The organism is Micromonospora sp. NPDC048947 (genome assembly GCF_040649495.1).
GTDB classification, from domain to species: domain Bacteria; phylum Actinomycetota; class Actinomycetes; order Mycobacteriales; family Micromonosporaceae; genus Micromonospora; species Micromonospora alfalfae.
In genome coordinates this window covers 370313-391619 of sequence record NZ_JBEZFO010000003.1, presented here as the reverse complement: position 1 = coordinate 391619, position 21307 = coordinate 370313, and the positions used below count along the sequence as shown (strand labels likewise).

General features: G+C 70.7%; 14 protein-coding genes and 1 pseudogene. 7 read left to right on the top strand and 8 right to left on the bottom strand.

Annotated elements, in window-relative coordinates; translation table 11 throughout:
- Nucleotides 1–140: 140 nt before the first annotated feature.
- Both AB0B98_RS07190 and AB0B98_RS07185 read left to right on the top strand, forming a co-directional pair.
- A complete protein-coding gene (locus tag AB0B98_RS07190; RefSeq protein WP_238670770.1) occupies nt 141–1313 on the top strand; it encodes an acyl-CoA dehydrogenase family protein in 1173 nt (390 codons plus the stop codon).
- 85 nt (nt 1314–1398) lie between these two features.
- Nucleotides 1399–1920 (top strand): peptidoglycan-binding domain-containing protein, encoded by a 522-nt coding sequence (locus AB0B98_RS07185; RefSeq protein WP_357361365.1) that lies wholly within the window; start codon nt 1399–1401, stop codon nt 1918–1920.
- A gap of 47 nt (nt 1921–1967) precedes the next feature.
- Here AB0B98_RS07185 and AB0B98_RS07180 read toward each other — a convergent pair whose 3' ends face one another.
- The 6 genes from AB0B98_RS07180 to AB0B98_RS07155 all read right to left on the bottom strand — a co-directional run bounded on the left by AB0B98_RS07180 (nt 1968) and on the right by AB0B98_RS07155 (nt 10259).
- Nucleotides 1968–3005 (bottom strand): aminotransferase class V-fold PLP-dependent enzyme, encoded by a 1038-nt coding sequence (locus AB0B98_RS07180; RefSeq protein ID WP_357361364.1) that lies wholly within the window; start codon nt 3003–3005, stop codon nt 1968–1970.
- Nucleotides 3006–3066: 61 nt separating this feature from the next.
- Entirely contained in the window at nt 3067–3603 is a 537-nt protein-coding gene (locus tag AB0B98_RS07175) for a SigE family RNA polymerase sigma factor (protein ID WP_357361363.1), read from the bottom strand.
- Nucleotides 3603–4214 carry a permease-like cell division protein FtsX gene (locus AB0B98_RS07170; RefSeq protein WP_357361362.1) on the bottom strand — a complete coding sequence of 204 codons (612 nt, stop codon included), beginning with the start codon at nt 4212–4214 and terminating at the stop codon, nt 3603–3605. The genes AB0B98_RS07175 and AB0B98_RS07170 overlap by 1 nt, the downstream gene beginning before the upstream one ends.
- Before the next feature lie 87 nt (nt 4215–4301).
- A complete protein-coding gene (locus tag AB0B98_RS07165) occupies nt 4302–6491 on the bottom strand; it encodes an FUSC family protein (RefSeq protein ID WP_357361361.1) in 2190 nt (729 codons plus the stop codon).
- A gap of 87 nt (nt 6492–6578) precedes the next feature.
- Nucleotides 6579–7991, bottom strand: a complete 1413-nt coding sequence (locus AB0B98_RS07160) for an FAD-dependent oxidoreductase (RefSeq protein WP_357361360.1) — start codon at nt 7989–7991, stop codon at nt 6579–6581.
- A gap of 72 nt (nt 7992–8063) precedes the next feature.
- The gene (locus AB0B98_RS07155) at nt 8064–10259 is read right to left on the bottom strand and encodes a serine/threonine protein kinase (RefSeq protein WP_357361359.1); all 2196 of its coding nucleotides are present in this window, start codon (nt 10257–10259) and stop codon (nt 8064–8066) included.
- Between the two features lie 193 nt (nt 10260–10452).
- On the opposite strand from AB0B98_RS07155, the gene AB0B98_RS07150 reads away from it, so the two are divergent.
- Both AB0B98_RS07150 and AB0B98_RS07145 read left to right on the top strand, forming a co-directional pair.
- Nucleotides 10453–11049, top strand: a complete 597-nt coding sequence (locus AB0B98_RS07150) for a hypothetical protein (protein WP_357361358.1) — start codon at nt 10453–10455, stop codon at nt 11047–11049.
- 31 nt (nt 11050–11080) lie between these two features.
- Nucleotides 11081–11665, top strand: a pseudogene (locus AB0B98_RS07145) (DUF4231 domain-containing protein).
- 222 nt (nt 11666–11887) lie between these two features.
- Here the strand turns inward: AB0B98_RS07145 and AB0B98_RS07140 are convergent.
- The gene (locus tag AB0B98_RS07140) at nt 11888–13285 is read right to left on the bottom strand and encodes a cation:dicarboxylase symporter family transporter (protein WP_357361357.1); all 1398 of its coding nucleotides are present in this window, start codon (nt 13283–13285) and stop codon (nt 11888–11890) included.
- A 97-nt stretch (nt 13286–13382) separates the two neighbouring features.
- Between AB0B98_RS07140 and AB0B98_RS07135 the strand changes: the two genes are divergently transcribed.
- From AB0B98_RS07135 to abc-f, 3 genes are all read left to right on the top strand, one after another.
- Nucleotides 13383–14969, top strand: coding sequence for a sensor histidine kinase (locus tag AB0B98_RS07135; protein WP_357361356.1), 1587 nt, complete (start codon nt 13383–13385; stop codon nt 14967–14969).
- On the top strand, nt 14966–15661 hold the full coding sequence (locus AB0B98_RS07130) for a response regulator (RefSeq protein ID WP_238670781.1): 696 nt from the start codon (nt 14966–14968) through the stop codon (nt 15659–15661). The genes AB0B98_RS07135 and AB0B98_RS07130 overlap by 4 nt, the downstream gene beginning before the upstream one ends.
- Before the next feature lie 333 nt (nt 15662–15994).
- Nucleotides 15995–17632, top strand: coding sequence for a ribosomal protection-like ABC-F family protein (abc-f, locus tag AB0B98_RS07125; protein WP_357361355.1), 1638 nt, complete (start codon nt 15995–15997; stop codon nt 17630–17632).
- A 44-nt stretch (nt 17633–17676) separates the two neighbouring features.
- On the opposite strand, the gene dnaE is transcribed toward abc-f, so the two are convergent.
- On the bottom strand, nt 17677–21207 hold the full coding sequence (dnaE, locus tag AB0B98_RS07120; protein WP_357287509.1) for a DNA polymerase III subunit alpha: 3531 nt from the start codon (nt 21205–21207) through the stop codon (nt 17677–17679).
- Nucleotides 21208–21307 lie beyond the last annotated feature (100 nt).

The window sequence follows — 21307 nt, the reverse complement described above, 5'->3', positions numbered from 1 at the left end:
CCTATCCGGGACCGCCTGCGGGCAGGCGTCACCACGTCGGCCGGAGAAGGGGTCTGGACGAATGAAAACTTACACCGCTAGTTTATGAGGGACCGCCGCGGCCCGTGGCGGCGCACCACCACGCCAACCGAGGGGGAACCGTGGACTTCGCACTGTCCGACGAGGAACGCGCCGTCCGGGACACCGTGCGCGCGTTCATCACCCGCGAGGTGATGCCCCTGGAAGCGGAGGTGCTCCGCCGGGAACGGGCGCACCAGCCGGGCCTCGACCACTCCGAGGTGCGGGAACTGCAACTCAAGGCGCGCAAGTTCGGCTTCTGGGGCCTGGCCACCCCGGAGGAGTACGGCGGGATGAACCTGCCAGCCGTACTCCAGTCGTTGATCTGGACCGAGCTGGGCCGCACGTTCGTGCCGTTCCGCTTCGGCGGCGAGGCGGACAACATCCTGTTCCACGCCACCGAGGAGCAGAAGCGGGAGTTCCTCATCCCGACCATCGAGGGCGAGCGACGCTCCTGCTTCGCGATCACCGAGCCGGGCGCCGGATCCGACGCCGCCAACATCAGGCTGTCCGCCCGCCGCGACGGCGACGACTGGATCCTCGACGGCGAGAAGACCTTCATCACCGGCGGTCACGACGCCGACTTCGCCATCGTGGTCGCCGTGACCGATCGGGAGAAGGGCGCCCGCAACGGCGGCGCCACAGCGTTCCTGGTGGACCGGTCGATGGGCTGGCGCTCGGAGTTCATCCAGACGATGGGCGAGGGCGGGCCCGCGTCCCTCATCTTCGACGGCGTACGCGTGCCGCACCGCAACATCCTCGGTGAGATCGGGCAGGGCTTCACGCTCGGCATGGAGTGGATCGGCAAGGGGCGCTACACCATCCCGTCGCACGCCATCGGCATCGCCGAGCGGGTGTTGCAGATGGCCATCGAGTACGCGAACACCCGGGAGACCTTCGGCACGAAGATCGGCACCAACCAGGCCATCCAGTGGATGATCGCCGACTCCGAGACGGAGCTGGAGGCGGCCCGCTGGCTGGTGCTGCGCTCGGCGTGGACCGTCGACGCGGGCCTGGACCCCCGGCACGCCTCGTCCATGGGCAAGCTCTACGGCGCCGGCATGGTCAACAGGGTGGTCGACCGGGTGCTCCAGATCCACGGCGGCATGGGCTACACCCGAGAGCTGCCGATCGAACGCTGGTACCGGCAGGTCCGGCTCTACCGGATCTTCGAGGGCACCGACGAGATGCAACGGCTGATCATCTCGCGGGACCTGCTGCGCGGCTACACGAAGATCGGTGGCCACCTGGCCTGACATCGTGTCCGCCCTCGTGAACAAAGTAGGCCCGCCGGCCATCTACCCCCATGACAGCTGCCACTCAGCCAAAGGGGGATGTTCCATGCACCTACGAATCAGGGCCGTGGCGACGGCGATCGTCGTCGCCACGGTCGGCGCCGTCGCCATCCCGGCCGCGCCGGCATCGGCCAACGTCAGCCAGGGGTACGTCATGGGCTCGGGCACCTGGACTGACGACTGGGGCGACGAGGGCCCGATCTCGGCGACGACCCGCTCGTACAACAACGTCGTCGCGATGTGGCAGTTGATCCTCTGGGCGGATGGTTACCTCGCCCGCTCGGGCGTCGACTGCCGGTTCGGGCCGGGGACGACCGCCGCCACGAAGAAGTGGCAGACCGCCCGGGGCCTCGTCGGTGACGGCGTCGTCGGCCCCCGGACGCTGGCCAGGGCGGCGACCCGACTCGCCGTGTACGAGGGCGAGGGCTGGTTCTACTACGACGGGGCCGGCACCAACATCCTTCACTTCGGTCGCCTCGCCGACGGCACGTGGGACATGAGCCTCGGGGTCGGCCTGGAGTGGCGAACCCTCTCGTACACGGCGGCGACCTTCAGCGTCTGCTCGTGATGCCGCTGAGGACGGCCGGCTGCGCGCCGGCCGTCCTCGGCGACGGGTCAGCCGGTCAACGCCGTCAGCGCGGCGTCCACGTCGGCCTCGGTGGAGTAGATGTGGAACGAGGCCCGGACCCGTCCGGCGCGCACCGCCGCCCGGATGCCGGCCGCCGCGAGGCGCTGCTCCGCGTCCGGCACGTCCACGCTGACGATGGCGCTCTCCCCCGGTGCCCGGCCCAGCCCGGTCAGGAACCGGTTGGCCAACGCCACGTTGTGCGCCCCGATCGCCGGCACGCCGATCTCGGCGACCACCTCCAGGGCGGGTGCCGCACCGACCCAGCTGAACCAGGCCGGTGAGATGTCGAACCGGCGGGCGTCGTCGGCCAACCGCAGCGGCGGTCCGTAGTAGGAGGCGTGCGGGTCGCGGCCCGCGTACCAGCCGGCCGCGTCGGGACGCAGCCGCTCGCGCAGCCCGGGGGCCAGATAGGCGTACGCGGTCCCGCGCGGATTCATCAGCCACTTGTAGCCGCCCACCGCCACCGCGTCGGCCCGGCTGCCGTCGAACGGCAGCCAGCCGCACGCCTGGGTCGCGTCCACCGCCACCAGCGCGCCGTGGGCGCGGGCCGCGGCGACGATCTCGTCGTACGCCGCCACCGCCCCGTCGGCCGACTGCACCAGGCTGAACGCCACCAGGTCGGTGTCGGCGTCGATGGCGTCGACCAGCGACTCCAGCGGCACGGTGCGGACCGTGACGCCACGCTCCTGCTGAACCAGCCACGGGAAGAGATTCGAGGTGAACTCGACCTCGGGGACCACCACAGTGGCACCGGCGGGCAGCGCCGCCGCGACCGGCGCGAAGAGCTGGGACACCGCCGCGCCGACCGCCACGTCACCGACCGGCACCCCGATGAGGCCCGCGAAGGTGACACGAGCCCTGCTCGTCGACTCGCCCCAGCCCTCCCACGACGTACTACCAACCCGCCAGAGGGCGAGAGCCTCCTGCAACGCCGCCCACGCCGGCTCCGGCGGCAACCCGTAGCTGGCGGTGTTCAACCAGCCAGGCTCCGGCTGCCAGAGCTTCTGCGCCTGCTCGATCTCCATGCCGTCGACGCTAGGCCGAACGACGCGCGACGGGCACTGCCAATCGGCGATCGGCGGCCTGTCAGATGCGGACGAAGTCCTGACCGAGCAACGCCCGCAGCCTGGTCAACGCGCGGGCGTTCTGCATCTTGACCACCGACACGGAGACGTCGAGGGTGCTGGCGACCGCCTCGACGCTCTGATCCTCCCAGTGCCGGAGCACCACGATGGCCTGGTCGCGGATCGGCAGGGTGGCCAACGCCTGGAGCAGGACGACGTGCAGCTCCGTGGTGTCGTCGGGCCGTTGCGGCGACCCCTCGGGCAGCTCGGCGAGCACGACCTCGGCGGTGCTGCGCCGCTTGTTCTGGTCGAAGACGGCGTTCATGAGGACCCGACGGCTGTACGCCTCGAGGTTCGCGGTGTGCCGGATCCGGCCCCAGTTCGCGTACATCTTCGCGAAGGTCGTCTGGGTAAGGTCCTGGGCGAGGTGCCAGTCGCGACACATCAGGTAGGCGGTACGCCGCAGCTTCGGTGCGGTGGTCTCGACGAAGGCGCTGAACTCCGCCTGCTGGGCGGTCTGCTCACGCCGTCGAGCCGCGCCCCAGCGGGCAGCCGCCATCAGTCGACCGCCGACGCGCTCGTGCCGGCAGGGCAGTCGATGCCGATGATCTCGTCGACCCCGTCCAGGCGTTTGACGCGCTCGGCCAGCTCCACGTACTTCGACCGCACGACGAGCGTGATCCGGAATGACTCCGGCAGTTGGCTGGGCACGATGTTGCCGACGAGTTCGGGTGCGTCCGCGTACAGCTTCTTGAACTTCTCCAGCGCCTGTTCGCGGCTCTCATACGCCACTGTCCCGACCGCCGGGTCCGCGTCCAGCGCGCTGTTGATCGCGCTGCGCTGCTGGTCGGTGATCTCGGGAGCGAGGTAGACCGCGGCGTCGGTCGCGGTCTCGTCAGCGGGGGCCTGACACGCCCTGTTCACGAGCATGCCGAACGCTGCCGGCACCGTCGTCGGTGGCGGCGCCGATCGTTGCGGCGGTGTCGCCACGTTCACCGCCCCCACCGCAGCGACGGCGATCACTGCGGCAACACCTGTCGCCACCAGCCGTTGCCGCCGTCGACGCAGGCCGGTGCCGGCGGCCACCGCGTCACCGACCAGGTCGACCAGGGGTAGTTCCGGCTCGTCGGCGACGGCGCGGTCGAAGAGCGCCCGTAGGTTCTGATCCATGTTTCCTCCCGTGGCCCCGGTGGGCTTCCACAGGTCATGACTGGTTGGGGCACCGGATCGGTCACATCGACGTCGGCGGCACCGGTGTCACGGCTGCCGTCGGCGCCCGACCGACTCGTCGGCGGCGGGCACTGGGATCCGGGCGAGGCTGTCGGCGAGGCCGGCGAGCCACCTGTCGACCTCCACCAGGTGCCGGACCGACCGATGGTCTGCCTCGCCGAGGAGCGGGCGGATCCGGTCCAACTGGTCGACACAGCTGGTCGGGACCGGCGCCCGCTCCGGTGTCCGGCCGTGGGCGACCTCGTCGGCGAGGGCGTCGTACGCCGACCGCAGACGCCCGGTGGAGTCCCGCAGCAGCGCCGCCGCGCCGGGCCAACCGGCGAGGCAGCCGGGCGGGTTGCGGCGCAGCAGCGACTCCGCTCCGGGCACTACATGGTGCCCGGCGCTCAGCACGGCGTCCCAGTTCACCTCTTGACGGTGCGGATCGTGCCGCTCCGAGTGGTACTGGCAGTACGACGAGTCGATCAGGACCATCCGGTGCCGTACCCGCCTGAGCGCTCCCGCTGGTGGCGGAGCGTCACCGAGCATCGACTGGACAGTCTGTTCGACGGCGTCCGCGCTGGCCGCCAGGTAGCGGGTGGCGTTGTACCGCAGATCGTGGCCCGCGCCGCGCGGCCAGATCGCCACCCCGGCGAGCACGCCGATCACCGCGCCGAGCAGCACGTCGACGAGGCGGGCCTCGGCGAGCCGCCACCCTGCCGGGCTGAGCTGGGCGAAGACGACTGTCAGCAGCACTGTGAACAGCGCCTGCTGCCACACCGGACCGAGCAGGCGGCCGACGCCGAACGCCAGCAGCAGGGTGACAGGCAGGACGACGGCGTACACGATCGGCTCGTCGACGACGAGCATCACCCCGCCGCTGACGATCGCGCCGACGATGGTGCCCAGCACGGCCGGCCGCAGCGCCGTGCGAGTGTCGGCGGCAGACGTGCGCAGAACCGTGAGGGTGGCCAGCAGCACCCAGAAGCCGTGGGTCAGCTGCAACACCCCGGCGGCCACCCGGGCGATGGCGAGCGCCACGGCCAGCCGCAGCGAGCTGTGCAGGTGGGCCGAGCGCGGCGCCAGGTGGGAGCGGAACTGCCACCAGTACAGCGTCCACGGGCTGCGCCGGGCGTAGGCGAACAGCTCCGAGGAGGCGTCGCCGCCGCCGAGGCGCGCCCCGGTCGCCACCCGGGAACCGACGACGAAGACCCGCACCTGGTCCGCGAGGGCCAGCGCTGTCGCGTCCCGGCACAACCGGGGTACGTCCGGCGCGTCGCGGACCTGGCCGGATCCCACCGGATACGCCGCCTCGGCTCGTCCGACCGCCACATCCAGGTCGTCCGGGGCCACCGCCGGGGCACCCGGCGACAGGCTCCGGCCGGCCGCGCGGGTGGTGTTCGCGCAGGAGCGCAGCAGACGCGCCGCCGCCAGGTCCGGGATCGGCTCCGGCGGGGCGTCCGCCGCCAACCGGTCCGCCTCGGCGAGCACCTCCCGTAACGCGGCCGCGCAGATCCGCAACGCCCGATCCTGAGCACCCGCCGCGGTGGGCGCCCACGCCGGAGGGCTGCGGTTCAGCTCGATCGCCGCCACCACGTCGTACGCCCGCTCGCGCCGCGCGTCCCGCTCACTCACAGCGGTGTGCGGGTCGGTCAACCGCTCGGCGGCGACGTCGAGGAAGGCGGCGACGCCGTCCGCCGCCTCGGCCAGGCGCTGCCGGTAGGAGACCGGCACCGGGTCGGGCCAGAGAAACACCTCGGCCGCGGCGAGCAGCACGACAGCGAGGGTCACCCCACCGAGTCGCTCCGGCAGGGTGCCCGGCTGGTACGGCGGGAACGACGCCAGGATGTAGAAGAGCTGGAACGCGCTGGCCAACCCCACCAGGCGCGGGTTGCCGACCCCGGCGAACGCCACCACGAAACCGACGACCAGCATGCCACCGGCCGCCGCCCAGGTGCTCCAGGCCAACAGCGAGCCCACCGCGATCAGCGCCCACACCACCGGCAGCGACAGCACGAGGATCCGCGCCCGTTGCGGCGCCGGACCGGGTAGCTGGGCGAACGACCCGGCGGCGATGGTGCCGAACAACGCGTACGTGGCGAGCGTCGAGCTGCCCGCGCCGTACTGGCAGCCGTAGAAGACGACTGACGCGACGAGCGTCAGCCGGGCCGCGCGTCGCAGGATGGCGTCACCCGGGTCACGGCGGCGAAGCCGGCCAAGGAGGCTGGTTCCGAGCACGCCCGCTCCCCCGGTTCGTCGCAGCACCCCTCCCCGGCCCACCATTCTCCACCGCACCCCGCCATCGGCGGCGGGTTTGCCGACGAATCACCGCCGGGAGCCGCCGAGCAGGCCGAGCCGGATGGCCCGGAACAGGGTGCCGGGGCGGCTCAGGGCGGCCGGGTGGTCGAGCATTGTGGTGACCCGACCCAGTCGGGCGTTGAGCACCGGGTCGGTCAGCGACGCCCGGAAGAGCAGGTCCCCGAACCACTTGGTGACCTTGTAACCGGGCGGGTACGGCCCGTCGACGTGCGGCAGCTCGATGTCGGCGGTGGTGGAGATCTGCCAGGCGGCATCGACCACCACGCGGACCTGGTCGAAGTACGCGTGCGCGGGCTCGTCGTGCGGCTTGGGACCGGAGCGCAGGTACTTCGACAGGCAGGAGGCGTGCAGTGCCGCGGAGGTCATGCCCTGGCCGTACACCGGGTTGAAGGAGGCGACGGCGTCGCCGGCGGCGACCAACCCGGCGGGCAGACGGTCGAGCTTGTGGAAGTCACGGCGTCGGCTGTCCGCCTGGTGGTACGTGACCACCCCGCCGAGCATCTCCCCGTGTTCGGCGATGTCGCCGAACATCTGCGGATAGTGCTCCCGGCAACGGGCGGTGAAGTCGGCGACGTCGCGGCTGGGCCGGTCACCGTCGTACCCGGCCACCAGCATGATCCAGCGGTCCCCCTCGACCGAGTTGATCCCACCGATCCGGGCGGTACGCCCCTTGCCCGCCATGGTGTGGAACACCGCCACCCAGGCGTCGCTGACCTTCTCGTCGCGGGTGAAGAGCGCCGTGGCGTAGTTCAGCTTGATCGGCATGCGGTGCAGCGGCGGGCGCGGCCACCCGTGTTCGGCCAGCCAGTCGCTCAACCGGCTGGACCGCCCCATCGCGTCGACCACCAGGTCCGCCGCCTCGACGACGGGCTCGGTGCCGCCCTCGGGCACGTAGCGGGCGGCTTTGACCCGCCGCTGGTCGAAGAGCAGACCCTCCGCCCGGCCGTACACCATGCGGATGTTGTCGATGGCGAGGGTGCGTCGGCGGACCAGCGCCTCCAGGAACGGACGCGTGGTGATCAGCGCCGGCCCGGTGCCGGTCGCCGCGGGCGGCAGACCCAACATGCCGTTCACGAACACCTTCGCCGTGCCCGGGTCACGCGGTGGCGGCGGGGCACCGAGCGTCAGCGCCTCGTCGGCGATGCCGGGAAACCAGCGCTCCAACTGGACCTGACCGGCGGGCAGCAGCGCGTGCACCTGACTGCCCTGGGGCACGCCCGGCCGTGGACCGGCACCGACATCGGACGGATCCCGTTCGACGATCAGCACTTCCTCGGCGTGGTCGCTCAACACCCGAGCCGCCAGCAACCCGGCCATGCTGCCACCGAGCACCACCGCCCGTCGCATGACCACTCTGGTCTCGGCGGGCGGTTCGGCCGTCGCTATCTCGGCGAAGAGCCGGGACGGAGAGGGGGGCATGCGATCACTCCTCGAACGGTCGGGAACCTCGGCATCCACGACCGTAACCACCTCAGCCCCTGCCGTCAGCGCTCAGTTGGCACGCCACTTCTGGTTGGCGTTGCCGCTGCACTGCCAGATCTGCAGCCGGGCGCCGTTGTCGGGGTTCGAGTCGAGCACGTCGACGCACCTGTCCGCCCTGGTGTTCACCAGGTCGTACGCCTTGTTGAGGGTGAACCTCTGCGACGCCGCGCCGGAACACTCGGCGAGTTGAACGGCAGCGCCGTCCTCCGTGGAGTGGCCCGCGACATCCAGGCACTTGCCCATCGAACGGACGGTGCCGTCCGCGGGGAAGGTCCACAGCTGCTTCGCGGTCCGCCGACAGTCCCAGATCTGCAGCCGCGCACCGGCGACGGCGTTGCCGTCCGGGATGTCGATGCAACGGTCACTGGCGAAATTGGAGATCTGCTTCCCGGCGGGCGTGCTGCCCTGCGTGGGGGACGGCGGCGGCGGGGCAGCCGGTTGGTGCGTCGGATCCCCCGGGCCGGTCGTCGTGCCGCTGCCCGTCCCTGGCGACGGCGGCCCCACGCTCGCCGACGGTGGCGGTCCGGCGGGTCGGGACGGCGGGACACCGGCCACCGGCAGGCCCTGGAAACCATCGGTGATCAGCGCCAGGACGGCCGCGCTCGCGGACCATTCGGCGGCGGAGGTGGTCCAGTCGATCGAGTACGCGTGCCCGTTGTGGCCGACGAAGACACGGCTCAACGTGTGCATCGGCGTGCCGTCCTCGTCGGTGTACGCCCACTCCCATTCGGCTGCCCGCAACTGGTAGCGCAACGCGCCGAGCCGCACCTGCCGGTAGTCGGCGTACCGCCCTCGTTGCGACCCCTCCCGCTCCCGCAACTCGGCGACCAGGTCCGCTGGGATGGACCGAAGCTCGTCGACGACGAGCACGCGGCTGCCGTCCGGCTCGCGGAACGCGGCGCGCTCACCGTCGCGCCGCGCCTGCCAGCCGTCGGGCACCGGTACGAGGAAGCGGGGATCGTCACGGTAGTAGCGCCAACCCGCGGGCGGCGGCGGCAGCACCCTGGACACCGGCGTCTCGGCGATCGGCGACGGGTTCACTGCCGGTGCCGGCACTTTGCCGTCACCCGCGCCACCGAAAAGCCCGGCGTTCAGCAGGGACGCGGTGACCAGCAGGACGACCAGCAGCGCGGCGGCCCCGATCGACCCGATCAGCCGAGCCCGACGCTTGCGCCCCGACCCGGAACCCAGTGCGGCTGTGACGGCCGGCGCGGCTGTGACGGCCGGCGCGGCGGGGACGGCCGGTGCGGCGGGGGGACCGGGCTCGGCGGTGACGAACTCGGGCACGATCGTCGGACGGGGCCCATCGTCGGCGGTGGCGGTCGTGGCGGTGATCCGGGTCAACGGCCCGCCACCGGTGGTGCTCACCTCGGCGGCTGGCACGTCCGGTGCGGTGGCCTCCCGCAGGAGACGATCCGCCTCGTCGGCGCTGATCCGCTGATCCGGCTCACGGCGCAGCAGTCCTTCCAGGAGCGGGGTCAGCCGACCTGCTCGTTGTGCCGGCGGTGGCGGCTCGGTGGCGAGGGCTGCCAGCGTGGCGATCGGCGACGAGCGGTGGTACGGGGTGCGTCCCTCGACCGCCGCGTAGAGGGTGGCGCCGAGCGACCACAGGTCGGCCGCCGGTCCCACGTCGCCGTCGGTGGCCCGCTCGGGCGCGAGGAAAGCCGGCGAGCCGAGCACCATCCCGGTCTGGGTCATCCGTGGGTCGCCGGGGAGGGTGGCCAGACCGAAGTCGGTCAGCACCACCCGGCCGTCGTCGCCGAGCAGCACGTTGGCCGGCTTGACGTCCCGGTGCAGCACGCCAGCCCGGTGCGCGGCGCTCAGCGCACCCAGGATGCCGAGCCCGATCCGCGCGGCGCGGTCCGCCGGCATCGACCCTTCGGCTTCGAGCACCTGTTGCAGGGACCGGGACGGCACGAGTTCCATCACGATCCAGGGGTCGCCGCCCGCGTGCAGCACGTCGAAGACGCGTACCACATTGGGGTGGCCCAGGCGGGCGACGGCCCGCGCCTCGCGCATGGACCGTTCGCGCATCTCGCGGCGTTCGTCGTCACGCAGGCCGGGCGGCGCCACCAACTCCTTGATGGCGACGTCGCGCTGGAGCGTCTCGTCGCGGGCCTGCCACACGCGGCCCATCCCGCCCTGGCCGAGCGGACGGACCAGCCGATAGCGGTCGGCAATCAATTGTCGAGAGGCGTCTGGCACGAAAGGAAGGTACCCGCCGAGGTTTACGTGCCCAATTTCTGTGGGGGCTGGAAAAGCGGTAGTCGGATATGTCACACGCAAGATCGACTGCTGACCGATCGTTCATTGAGACATAACTCCACTATCGGCACGAGCACTGTCGCCCACCGCAACGTTACCGACGCGTATATCGGTAACCTGCTATTAATATCGAATGAATTCGAATTCCGCCGAACGCCGGAGCGGCCGGACCACGGCCGGGTGGGGCTTCCTGTGCCTGACGGTGGTCCTGGCCGCCTGCACACCGCCAGGTGACCCACGCCGGCACGCCACGCCGCCGGCCAACCCCGCGGCGCCGACGACCGGCACAAGCACTGGTGGGCCGCCGTGCACACCATCTGTCGACACGCTGCCAGCACCGCCGGCGGGCTACCGGTTGGTGGGCGAAGACGTGGCGGTGCCCGACGCCCCCGTGATGTCGGCGGAAGATTCCGGCGAGACCGAGCCAGCGGCACGACTGTTCGCCAAATGGGGGCTCATCGTCCGCGCCGGCACAGTCGTCGACCTGCGGGTGGCGCCGGGCTGGCAGGACAGGGCCCGGCTCGGCTGGGGCGGCACCGGCACGCCCGCGGCGGCCGTCACGGTGCACGCCTGCACACCCGAGGGTGGGCAGGCCCAGTGGATGGCCTTCGTCGGCGGCACCTGGGTCGCGCAGGCCGCCTGCGTACCGCTCATCGTGACGTCGAACGGCCAGAACGACAGCGTCGACCTCGGCATCGGCGTCCCCTGCGACAAGGCCGCCACGTCCTAGCCCCACACGCTCGGACGGCCCGGGTGGACGGATGGGTCTACCGTCTAGACCGCCCACGAACCGGCTGTTCGCCGGGATCGTCGTCCGCCCCCCAACGGTGGTCGAGCTGCGGGCGTCCCTGCTCCTGGTGGCCGCGATCGTCGAGGTCTTCCTCCTCACCAATCGACCCAATGAACGGTGGTACGTCGGCAGAGCCCTCTCCGAATCCATCAAGTCGCTCACGTGGTGATTCACCATCGCGGCCGACCCATTTCCCCGCACCCGGAGCGACTCCGACAGCGCCGAGGAATTCACCAACCGACTGTTGGGCCTGACCCGAGACATGTCGGCCGCCTCGTTGGCGGCCCCAGCGGTGGCTGGGCAACAGATCACGGAAGGAATGCGGAGACTGCGGACCGCCTCCCTCGATGAGCGCCGTGCCGCGTACCTGACCGGCCGTCTCGAGGCCCAACGGGCCTGGTACGCCCAACGATCGCTGTCGAATAGGGCGCAGGCGACCCGATGGTCGGTAAGCATGCTCGTGGTGGAGATACTCGGAGTGGCCGCCGCAGCGGTCGCGGCCGGCGCGGCCTGGACGCAGACACGGCAACACGGTGCGGTGACCACCGCCCCCTGATCAACTCGATTTTCAGGACGTCGCGGTGTCCCGGCGGCTCGGACGCCCCGACTTTCAGGAAGCGGAGTGGATCACCGCCGGAGGGGGCCGCGGCGTTGCGCCGCCGCGACCCCGGTCCACGCCGTGACTCGGGCCGGGGCTCCGGCCCGTGACTCGGGCCGTGACTCCGGCCGGGGCTCAGGCCAGGGCTCAGGCCGGGCTCAGGCCGGGCTCAGGCCGGGCTCAGGCCGTGGCTCCGGCCGTGGCTCCGGCCGGCGTGGCCTCCTTCTCGTCGGGGCGGGACGCCGCCTCGTCGTCGTCGTGCTCGTCGACCATCGTGGCCTCGTCGAACGGGTCATTGCCGCTCAGCACACCGGCCGCCCGCTCCCTGTCGAACTCGCCGGTCCAGGTTCCCACCAGTACGGTCGCCACCGCGTTGCCGGCGAAGTTGGTCAGCGCCCGCGCCTCCGACATGAACCGGTCGATGCCGACGATCAGTCCGACCCCGTCGACGAGGTCCGGCCGGTGCGACTGGAGGCCGCCGGCCAGTGTGGCCAGCCCGGCACCGGTGACCCCGGCGGCGCCCTTCGACGCGATGATCATGAACAGCAGCAGCGAGATCTGTTCGCCGACGGCCAGCGGCTTGCCCAACGCGTCGGCGATGAACAGCGACGCCATGGTCAGGTAGATCGCCGTACCGTCCAGGTTGAACGAGTAGCCGGTCGGCACCGTGATGCCGACGACCGGCTTGCTCACACCGAAGTGCTCCATCTTGGCGATCAGCCGCGGCAGCGCCGACTCCGACGACGAGGTCGACAGGATCAGCAGGAACTCACGGCCCAGGTAACGCAGCAACGAGAAGATCGAGATCCGGGCCACGAACCACAGCAGCGCGCCCAGGAACACCAGCACGAAGATCAGACAGGTGGCGTAGAAGCCCACCATGATCTGGGCGAGGCTCTTGAGGGCGTCCACGCCGGTCGCGCCGACCACGGCGGCCATCGCGCCGAACGCACCGATCGGTGCCAGCCACATGATCATGGCAAGAACCTTGAAGACGACCCGCTGGATGACGGTGATGGCGCTGAGTACCGGCTCACCCCGCCGACCCATGGCCTGCACGGCGAAGCCGACCAGCAGGGCGACCAGCAGCGTCTGGAGCACCTTGCCCTCGGTGAGCGAGGAGAGCAGCGTCGTCGGGATGATCCCGAGCAGGAAGTCAGCGGTACCGGCGGCCTCGTCACCGGCGGCGGCCTTGCCGGAGCCGGCGAGGTCCGGGCCGAGGTTCAGGCCGGAGCCGGGGTGGATGACGTTGCCGACGACCAGGCCGATGGCGAGCGCGACTGTCGACATGGTCAGGAAGTAGCCGAGGGCCAGGCCGCCGACCTTGCCGACCTTCGCGGCCTGCCGGACGGAGCCGACGCCGAGCACGATGGTGCAGAAGATGACCGGGCTGATCATCATCTTGATCAGGTTGACGAAGCCGGTGCCAATCGGCTTGAGTTCCTTGCCGAAATCGGGGGCGACCAGGCCGACCACGATGCCGGCGACGACGGCCACGATGACGGCCAGATACAGGTAACGGGTACGGTCCCGGCGGACCGCCGGTGCCGGGGTGGTGGCGGATGCGGTGGTGTCCATGTCGACAATGTGAAGCGCGTCTCACCCGTTGACAGCCTTGCGGTCATTCTGTTCACCGCGGTGGCGCGAACGGTGGCGCGACGAGGAGGTGGTGGAGGTGGCCCGACGGCAGTGGAGCATCGCGGGGCAACTCTTCGCACTCCAGGCGATGGTGGTGACGCTGCTCGTGCTGGCCGGGGCGGCGGGCGCCGTCTGGCTGGCCCGCAGCGACTCCCGCCAGGCCGCACAGGACGAGGTGCTCGCCGTGGCGCAGACAGTGGCCGGCTCCCCCGACGTCCGCGCGGCCCTCACCACCGTCGACCCCGCGCGGGTGCTCCAGCCGTACGCCGAATCGACCCGGCAGGCAACGGGCACCGACTTCGTGGTGGTGATGGCCCCCGACCGCACCCGTTTCTCGCACCCGACCCCGGACCGGATCGGCGAGCCGTTCGTCGGTGAGATCGGGCCCGCTCTGGCGGGCCGCGCGTTCACCACCACAAACGTCGGGACGCTCGGCGAGTCGGTACGCGCTGTCGTTCCGGTCTACGACGAGCGGCGACGCCTCGTCGGTCTGGTCTCGGTGGGCATCACCACCCGTGAGATCGACAAGAAGCTGCTCGGCCAGTTGCCTGTGCTGTTCGGTGTGGTCACGCCGGCTCTGGCGCTCGCCGCGACCGGCTCCTGGCTGCTCAGCCGCCGGCTCCGCCGCCAGACGCACGGTCTGGGGCCGGCCCAGATGACGCGGATGTACGAGTACTACGACGCCGTTCTGCACTCGGTACGGGAGGGTCTCGTCGTGCTGACCACCGATCGTCGGGTGGCGCTCGTGAACGACGAGGGCCGCCGGCTGTTGGGGCTCGACGCGGACGCGCCGGTGATCGACCAGCCGGTGGCCGGGATCGACCTGCCGCCCGCGGCGGCCGAGCTGCTCGACTCCGGCCGCGACGCCCGCGACGAGCCGATCGTCGCCGGTGACCGGGTGCTCGTCGCCAACCAGCGGACCACCCGCTTCGAAGGTGCGGTGCTCGGCACCGTGCTGACCCTGCGCGACCAGACCGAGCTGCGCACCCTGGCCAGCGAGCTGGATTCGGTGCGCGCGTTGACCGAGGCGTTGCAGGCGCAGACCCACGAGTCGGCCAACCGGCTGCACACGGTGCTGACCCTGGTCGAGCTGGGCCGCGCCGACGAGGCCGTCCGGCTCGGCACCCGGGACCTGGCGCTCGCCCAACAGCTGACCGACCGGGTGGTCGGCGCGGTGACCGAGCCGGCGTTGGCCGCGCTGCTGCTCGGCAAGTCCGCACAGGCTGGCGAGCGCGGGGTGGATCTGGTCGTCGAGCCGGACTGCCGCCTCGACGACAGTCCACTGCCGACCGGTGATCTGCTCACGGTGGTCGGCAATCTGGTGGACAACGCCCTGGAGGCGGTGGCCGGTACGCCGGCGCCGCGCCGGGTGCGGGTCTTCGTCGGCGCGACCGACGACGAGCTGGTGGTCCGGGTGGCCGACAACGGCCCCGGGCTGGCACCGGAGCGGGTCGCCGACGCGTTCCGGCGCGGTTGGTCCACCAAGAGCACTGGCCGGGGCCTCGGCCTGGCGCTGGTCGGGCAGGTGGTACGCCGGCACGGTGGCAGCGCCGAGGTGTGTCGCTCCGACGACGGCGGCAGCCTGTTCACCGTCCGGCTGCCGAGCAGAATTGAGCGGTCATGACCGCCATCCGGGTGTTGGTCGTCGAGGACGAGCCGCTGCTGGCCGAGGCGCACAGCGCGTACACCGAACGGGTTCCTGGTTTCGTGGTGGTCGGGGTGGCGCACACCGCGCGGGCGGCGATGGCGGCCCTGCGCGCGGGCGGCGGCGGCGACGTGGACCTCGTACTCCTTGATTTTCGGCTGCCGGACCTGCACGGCTTGGACGTCTGCCGGGCGCTGCGCGCGGCCGGCAGCAGCGTCGACGTGCTCGCGGTGACGTCCGCTCGGGACCTGGCGGTGGTGCGCACCGCGGTGTCCCTCGGGGTGACGCACTACCTGCTCAAGCCGTTCACGTTCGCCGCGTTCCGCGACAAGCTGGAGCGCTACGCCGACTACCGCGCCCAGGCGCTCGCCGACGGCGAGGTCGCCGCCCAGCACGAGGTGGACCAGATGTTCGCCACTCTGCGCGGTGCCGCCGGGCACAGCCTGCCCAAGGGGCTCGACGCGCAGACCCTCGACCGGGTACGCGCCGCGCTCACCGACGGCACCCGCGCCGGGGTCGGGCTGTCCGCGACCGAGGTGAGCGCGCTGACCGGCATCTCCCGGGTAACGGCCCGCCGCTACCTGGAGTACCTGGTCACTGTCGACCGGGCCGCCCGCACCCCCCGCTACGGCACCCCCGGCCGCCCCGAGGTCGAATACCGCCCCCGCTGAACGCCCCCCACCGCGTCGATCTTGCAGTTACTGCTGGGACCTTTGGGGGTAACAGCGACATTTCTCCGACAGCAAGTGCAAGATCGACGGGGTTGGGGCGAACTCGGTGGCGGGGCGAAGATCCGTTGTTAGACTTGGCGCGTTGGGTTGGTGGCACGACCAGGGAGACCAGACATGGCGGGTGACGACGACATCTCCGGGTGAGACCGGACGTGTTCGGCCATCGGTTCGGCGCGCCTCTCGCGCAGCCGAGGTGGCCATTTGTCGTTCCACCGGTTCCCGTTGTCGTCGGGCGGCTGAGGCGCGCCCACCCCACCCTTTGAGGTCACTCGCATGTCTGATGCGTTCATTGTCTGCTCGAACCTGTCCTTCTCCTGGCCGGACGACACCCCGGTCTTCTCGGAGCTGTCCTTCACCGTCCCGGGCGGGCGCACCGGCCTTGTCGCGCCCAACGGCGCCGGCAAGAGCACACTGCTGCGGCTGATCGCCGGGGAGCTGCGGCCCAGCGGCGGCAGCGTCACCGTCGACGGTGTGCTCGGTTACCTCCCGCAGACGCTGCCGCTGGTCGGCGACCTGAGCGTGGCGCAGGTGCTGGGCGTCGCCGAGCGGATCGCGGCGCTGCACGCCATCGAGGCCGGCGACGCCAGCGAGGAGCACTTCGCCACCATCGGCGATGACTGGGACATCGAGGAGCGCACCCGCTCGGAGCTGGACCGACTCGGCCTGGGTGAGCTGTCGCTCGACCGCCGGCTGCACACCCTCAGCGGCGGCCAGGTGGTCTCCCTCGGCCTGGCGGCGCAACTGCTGCGCCGCCCGGACGTGCTGCTGCTCGACGAGCCGACGAACAACCTGGACCTGGAGGCCCGGCACAAGCTCTACGACGTCCTCAGCGAGTGGTCCGGGTGCCTGCTGCTGGTCAGCCACGACCGGGAACTGCTGGACCGGATGGACCGCATCGCCGAGCTGGACCAGGGCGAGATCCGCTGGTACGGGGGCAACTTCACCGCGTACACCGAGGCGGTGCACGCGGCGCGGGAGGTGGCCGAGAGCAACCTGCGCAACGCCGAGCAGGAGGTCAAACGGGAGAAGCGGGAGATGCAGCAGGCTCGGGAACGGGCCGACCGGCGGGCCAGCAACGCCTCCAAGAATCTGAAGAACGCCGGCCTGGCCCGGATCGTCGCCGGTGGGCTCAAACGCAGCGCGCAGGAGTCGGCGGGCAAGGCGCAGGAGACGCACTCGTCCCGGCTCGGTCAGGCCAAGGCCCGACTCGACGAGGCCGGCCGGGCGTTACGCGACGAGGACCGCATCGTCGTGGACCTGCCCGACACCACAGTCCCGGGCGGGCGCACCGTCTTCTCCGGCCAGGGCATGCGGGCCCACTTCGACGACCGGGAGCTGTTCGGCGGCGACGGCGCCGACCTGGTGATCCGGGGGCCGGAGCGGATCGCCCTGACCGGGGCGAACGGCGTCGGCAAGTCGACGCTGCTGCGCCTGGTCAACGGTGACCTGCAACCGTCCGGCGGTGAGTTGAAGCGCGGCGACGGGCGGATCGCGTACCTGTCACAGCGGCTGGACCTGCTGGACCTCGACCGCACCGTGGCGGAGAACTTCGCCGCGTACGCGCCGAGCCTGCCGGACGCCAAGCGGATGAACCTGCTCGCCCGGTTCCTGTTCCGAGGTGCCCGGGTGAACCTGCCGGTCGGGGTGCTCTCCGGCGGTGAACGGCTGCGCGCCACCCTCGCCTGTGTGCTCTGCGCCGAGCCGGCGCCGCAACTGCTGCTGCTCGACGAGCCGACGAACAACCTGGACCTGGTCAGCGTGGGTCAGTTGGAGAGCGCGCTGTCGGCGTACCAGGGGGCGTTCGTGGTGGTCAGCCACGACGAACGGTTCCTCGCCGAGATCGGCGTGCAGCGTTGGTTGCGGTTGGCCGACGGCAAGCTGCGCGAGATCAGCGCCCCCGAGCGGGTGTGAGCCCGGCGGTCCGGCCGGCGCAGGCCGGCCGGACCGATGCGTTCTCAGCTCACGTTGGCCGGGCCGAGGACGCTCTTCAGGTCACCCATCAGCGCGGTCGTGGCCGCCACCCGGAACGGACCCAGCCGCAGGGTGGTGGTGCGCCCGCCGTTCTGGAGTTTGACGTGCACCTCGGTGTCACCGGGGTGCAGCACGAGGGTTTCCTTGAGTTTCTCCACCAGCGGTGGTGTGCAGCGGTGCACAGGGATGGTGAGGGTGACCGGCTTGTTCGTGGCGCTGGTGCTGACGTCCGGCATCGACATGTCCATCGCCATGATCCGTGGGGTGTCGTCGCGGCGGTCCACCCGCCCCTTGACCACCACGATGGCGTCCTCGGCGATGTACTGCCCGATCACCTCGTAGGTGTTGGGGAAGAACAGCGTCTCCACCCCACCGGCCAGGTCCTCCAGGGTGGCCGACGCCCAGGCACGGCCCTGCTTGGTGACCCGGCGCTGCACTCCGGAGAGGATGCCGGCGAGGGTGATGACCGCCCCGTCGGGCACCCCGCCCTCCTCGGCCAGGGAGGCGATCGTGGTGTCGGCCGCCGCGTTGAGGATGTGCTCCAGACCGAACAGCGGGTGGTCGGAGACGTACAGGCCGAGCATCTCCCGCTCGAAGGCCAGCTTGTCGCGCTTGTCCCACTCGCTGTCGCCGATGGTCGGCATCACTGTGGTGCTGCCGGTGTCGGCGTCACCGAAGCCGGCGCCGAACAGGTCGTACTGGCCGACCGCCTCCTTGCGCTTGACATCCGCGTACGCGTCGATGGCGTCGGCGTGCACCGCGAGCAGGCCCTTGCGGGGGTGGTCGAGGGAGTCGAAAGCACCCGCCTTGATCAGCGATTCGATTGTCTTCTTGTTGCAGACAACAGCGTCCACCTTGGACAGGAAGTCGTAGAAGTCGGCGTACTCGCCCTTCTCCTCCCGGCAGCGCATGATCGAGGCGACCACGTTCGCCCCGACGTTGCGGACGGCGGCGAGGCCGAAGCGGATGTCCTTGCCGACCGGGGTGAACGGCCCGGCCGAGGTGTTCACGTCCGGCGGCAGCACCTGGATGCGCATCCGGCGACACTCGGCCAGGTAGAGCGCCATCTTGTCCTTGTCGTCGCCGACGCTGGTCAGCAACCCGGCCATGTACTCGGCCGGATAGTGCGCCTTCAGGTACGCGGTCCAGTAGGAGACCAGGCCGTACGCGGCGGAGTGCGCCTTGTTGAAGGCGTAGCCGGCGAACGGCACCAGGACGTCCCACACCGCCTGGATCGCCTCGTCGGAGTAGCCGCGCTCACGGCAGCCGTCCCGGAACGGGATGAACTCCTTGTCGAGGATCTCCTTCTTCTTCTTACCCATGGCCCGGCGCAGCAGGTCCGCCTGACCGAGGGTGTAGCCGGCGAGGATTTGCGCGGCGCGCTGCACCTGCTCCTGGTAGACGATCAGGCCGTGGGTGGGCGCCAGGATCTCCCGCAGCGGCTCCTCCAGCTCCGGGTGGATCGGCGTGATCTCCTGGAGGCCGTTCTTGCGCAGCGCGTAGTTGGTGTGCGAGTCGACGCCCATCGGGCCGGGTCGGTACAGGGCCAGGACGGCGGAGATGTCCTCGAAGTTGTCCGGCTTCATCAACCGCAGCAGCGACCGCATCGGCCCACCGTCGAGCTGGAACACGCCCAGGGTGTCACCGCGGGCCAGCAGCTCGTACGCGGCCTTGTCGTCCAGCGGCAGGCCCAGCAGGTCGAGCTTCCGGCCGTGGTTCAGCTCGATGTTCTTGACCGCGTCGTCGATGATCGTCAGGTTGCGCAGGCCGAGGAAGTCCATCTTCAGCAGCCCGAGCGACTCGCACGTCGGGTAGTCGAACTGCGTGATGATCGCGCCGTCGGCGTCGCGGCGCATCAGCGGGATGTGCTCGATGATCGGCTCGGCGGACATGATGACGCCGGCGGCGTGCACACCGGTCTGACGGATCAGCCCCTCGATGCCCTTGGCCGTGTCGATCACCTTGCGGACGTCCGGGTCGGAGTCGTACAGGCCGCGGATCTCGCCCGCCTCGGCGTAGCGGGGGTGCTTGTTGTCGAAGATGCCGGTGAGCGGGATGTCCTTGCCCATCACCGCCGGTGGCATGGCCTTGGTGATCCGGTCGCCGACCGCGTACGGGAAGCCGAGGACCCGGGCGGAGTCCTTGATCGCGGCCTTCGCCTTGATCGTGCCGAAGGTGGCGATCTGGGCGACCTTGTCGTCGCCCCACTTGTCGGTGACGTACTTGATCACCTCACCGCGCCGACGCTCGTCGAAGTCGATGTCGACGTCCGGCATCGAGACGCGCTCGGGGTTGAGGAACCGCTCGAAGATAAGGCCGTGCTGGATCGGGTCCAGGTCGGTGATGCCCAGCGCGTACGCCACCAGCGACCCGGCGGCCGAACCACGGCCCGGACCCACAGCGATGCCCTGGTTCTTCGCCCACTGGATGAAGTCGGCGACCACCAGGAAGTAGGACGGGAAGCCCATCTGGTTGATGACGCCCAGCTCGTACTCGGCCTGGACGACGTGCCCCTCGGGGATGCCGTTCGGATAGCGGCGGGCCAGGCCGGCGAAGGTCTCCTTGCGGAACCAGGACTCCTCGGTCTCCCCCTCGGGCACCGGGAAGCGCGGCATCAGGTTGTGGAACTCGAACATGCCCTTCGGGTCGACCTTCTCGGCGACCAGCAGTGTGTTGCGGCAGCCCTCCTGCCACAGCTCGGACGAGTCCACAGCGCGCATCTGGTCGGCGCTCTTGATGAAGTAGCCGCCGCCCTCGAACCGGAACCGGTTCGGGTCGTCGATGTTGCTGCCGGTCTGCACGCAGAGCAGCACGTCGTGGGCGGTGGCCTGCGCCTCGTGGGTGTAGTGCGAGTCGTTGGTGACCACCGGCGGGATGTCCAGCTTGCGGGCGATCTCGGTGAGCCCCTCGCGGACCCGGCTCTCGATGGAGAGGCCGTGATCCATGATCTCCAGGAAGTAGTTGTCCTTGCCGAAGATGTCCTGGTAGCTGGCGGCGACCTTGAGGGCCTCGTCGAACTGGCCCAGCCGCAGCCGGGTCTGCACCGCGCCGGACGGGCAGCCGGTGGTCGCCATGATCCCCTCGGCGTGCTCGGCGATCAGCTCCATGTCCATCCGGGGCCACTTGACGTAGTGCCCCTCCATGGAGGCGCGCGAGTTGAGGGTGAAGAGGTTCTTCAGGCCCTGCGCGTTCTTCGCCCACATGGTCTTGTGGGTGATCGCGCCGTTACCGGAGATGTCGTCGCTCTTCTGCTCCGGGCGACCCCACTTCACCCGCGCCTTGTGGTAGCGCGACTCCGGCGCCACGTACGCCTCGACGCCCAGGATCGGGGTGATCCCGGCGGCCATCGCCTGGTTGTAGAAGTCGTTCGCGCCGTGCATGTTGCCGTGGTCGGTGATCGCCACGGCGGACATGCCGAGCCGGTTGGCCTCGGCGAACAGGTCCTTGAGGCGGGCCGCTCCGTCGAGCATCGAGTACTCGGTGTGCACGTGCAGATGCGCGAACGAATCGGCCATGCCTGGCGCCCCCCGGCGGTGTGGATCTTGTTGGTCGGAGCCGACCGGGACCTACCCTACCGAGGTGATCTCGGCGGCTCCACCGTCCGCGCCGACGGTC

What these genes read in the sequence shown, in the direction of transcription:
- AB0B98_RS07185 (WP_357361365.1), top strand. Translation starts at nt 1,399, where the DNA reads ATGCACCTACGAATCAGGGCCGTGGCGACGGCGATCGTCGTCGCCACG.
- AB0B98_RS07180 (WP_357361364.1), bottom strand. Translation starts at nt 3,005, where the DNA reads ATGGAGATCGAGCAGGCGCAGAAGCTCTGGCAGCCGGAGCCTGGCTGG.
- AB0B98_RS07175 (WP_357361363.1), bottom strand. Translation starts at nt 3,603, where the DNA reads ATGGCGGCTGCCCGCTGGGGCGCGGCTCGACGGCGTGAGCAGACCGCC.
- AB0B98_RS07170 (WP_357361362.1), bottom strand. Translation starts at nt 4,214, where the DNA reads ATGGATCAGAACCTACGGGCGCTCTTCGACCGCGCCGTCGCCGACGAG.
- AB0B98_RS07160 (WP_357361360.1), bottom strand. Translation starts at nt 7,991, where the DNA reads ATGCCCCCCTCTCCGTCCCGGCTCTTCGCCGAGATAGCGACGGCCGAA.
- AB0B98_RS07150 (WP_357361358.1), top strand. Translation starts at nt 10,453, where the DNA reads ATGAATTCGAATTCCGCCGAACGCCGGAGCGGCCGGACCACGGCCGGG.
- AB0B98_RS07140 (WP_357361357.1), bottom strand. Translation starts at nt 13,285, where the DNA reads ATGGACACCACCGCATCCGCCACCACCCCGGCACCGGCGGTCCGCCGG.
- AB0B98_RS07130 (WP_238670781.1), top strand. Translation starts at nt 14,966, where the DNA reads ATGACCGCCATCCGGGTGTTGGTCGTCGAGGACGAGCCGCTGCTGGCC.
- abc-f (WP_357361355.1), top strand. Translation starts at nt 15,995, where the DNA reads ATGTCTGATGCGTTCATTGTCTGCTCGAACCTGTCCTTCTCCTGGCCG.
- dnaE (WP_357287509.1), bottom strand. Translation starts at nt 21,207, where the DNA reads ATGGCCGATTCGTTCGCGCATCTGCACGTGCACACCGAGTACTCGATG.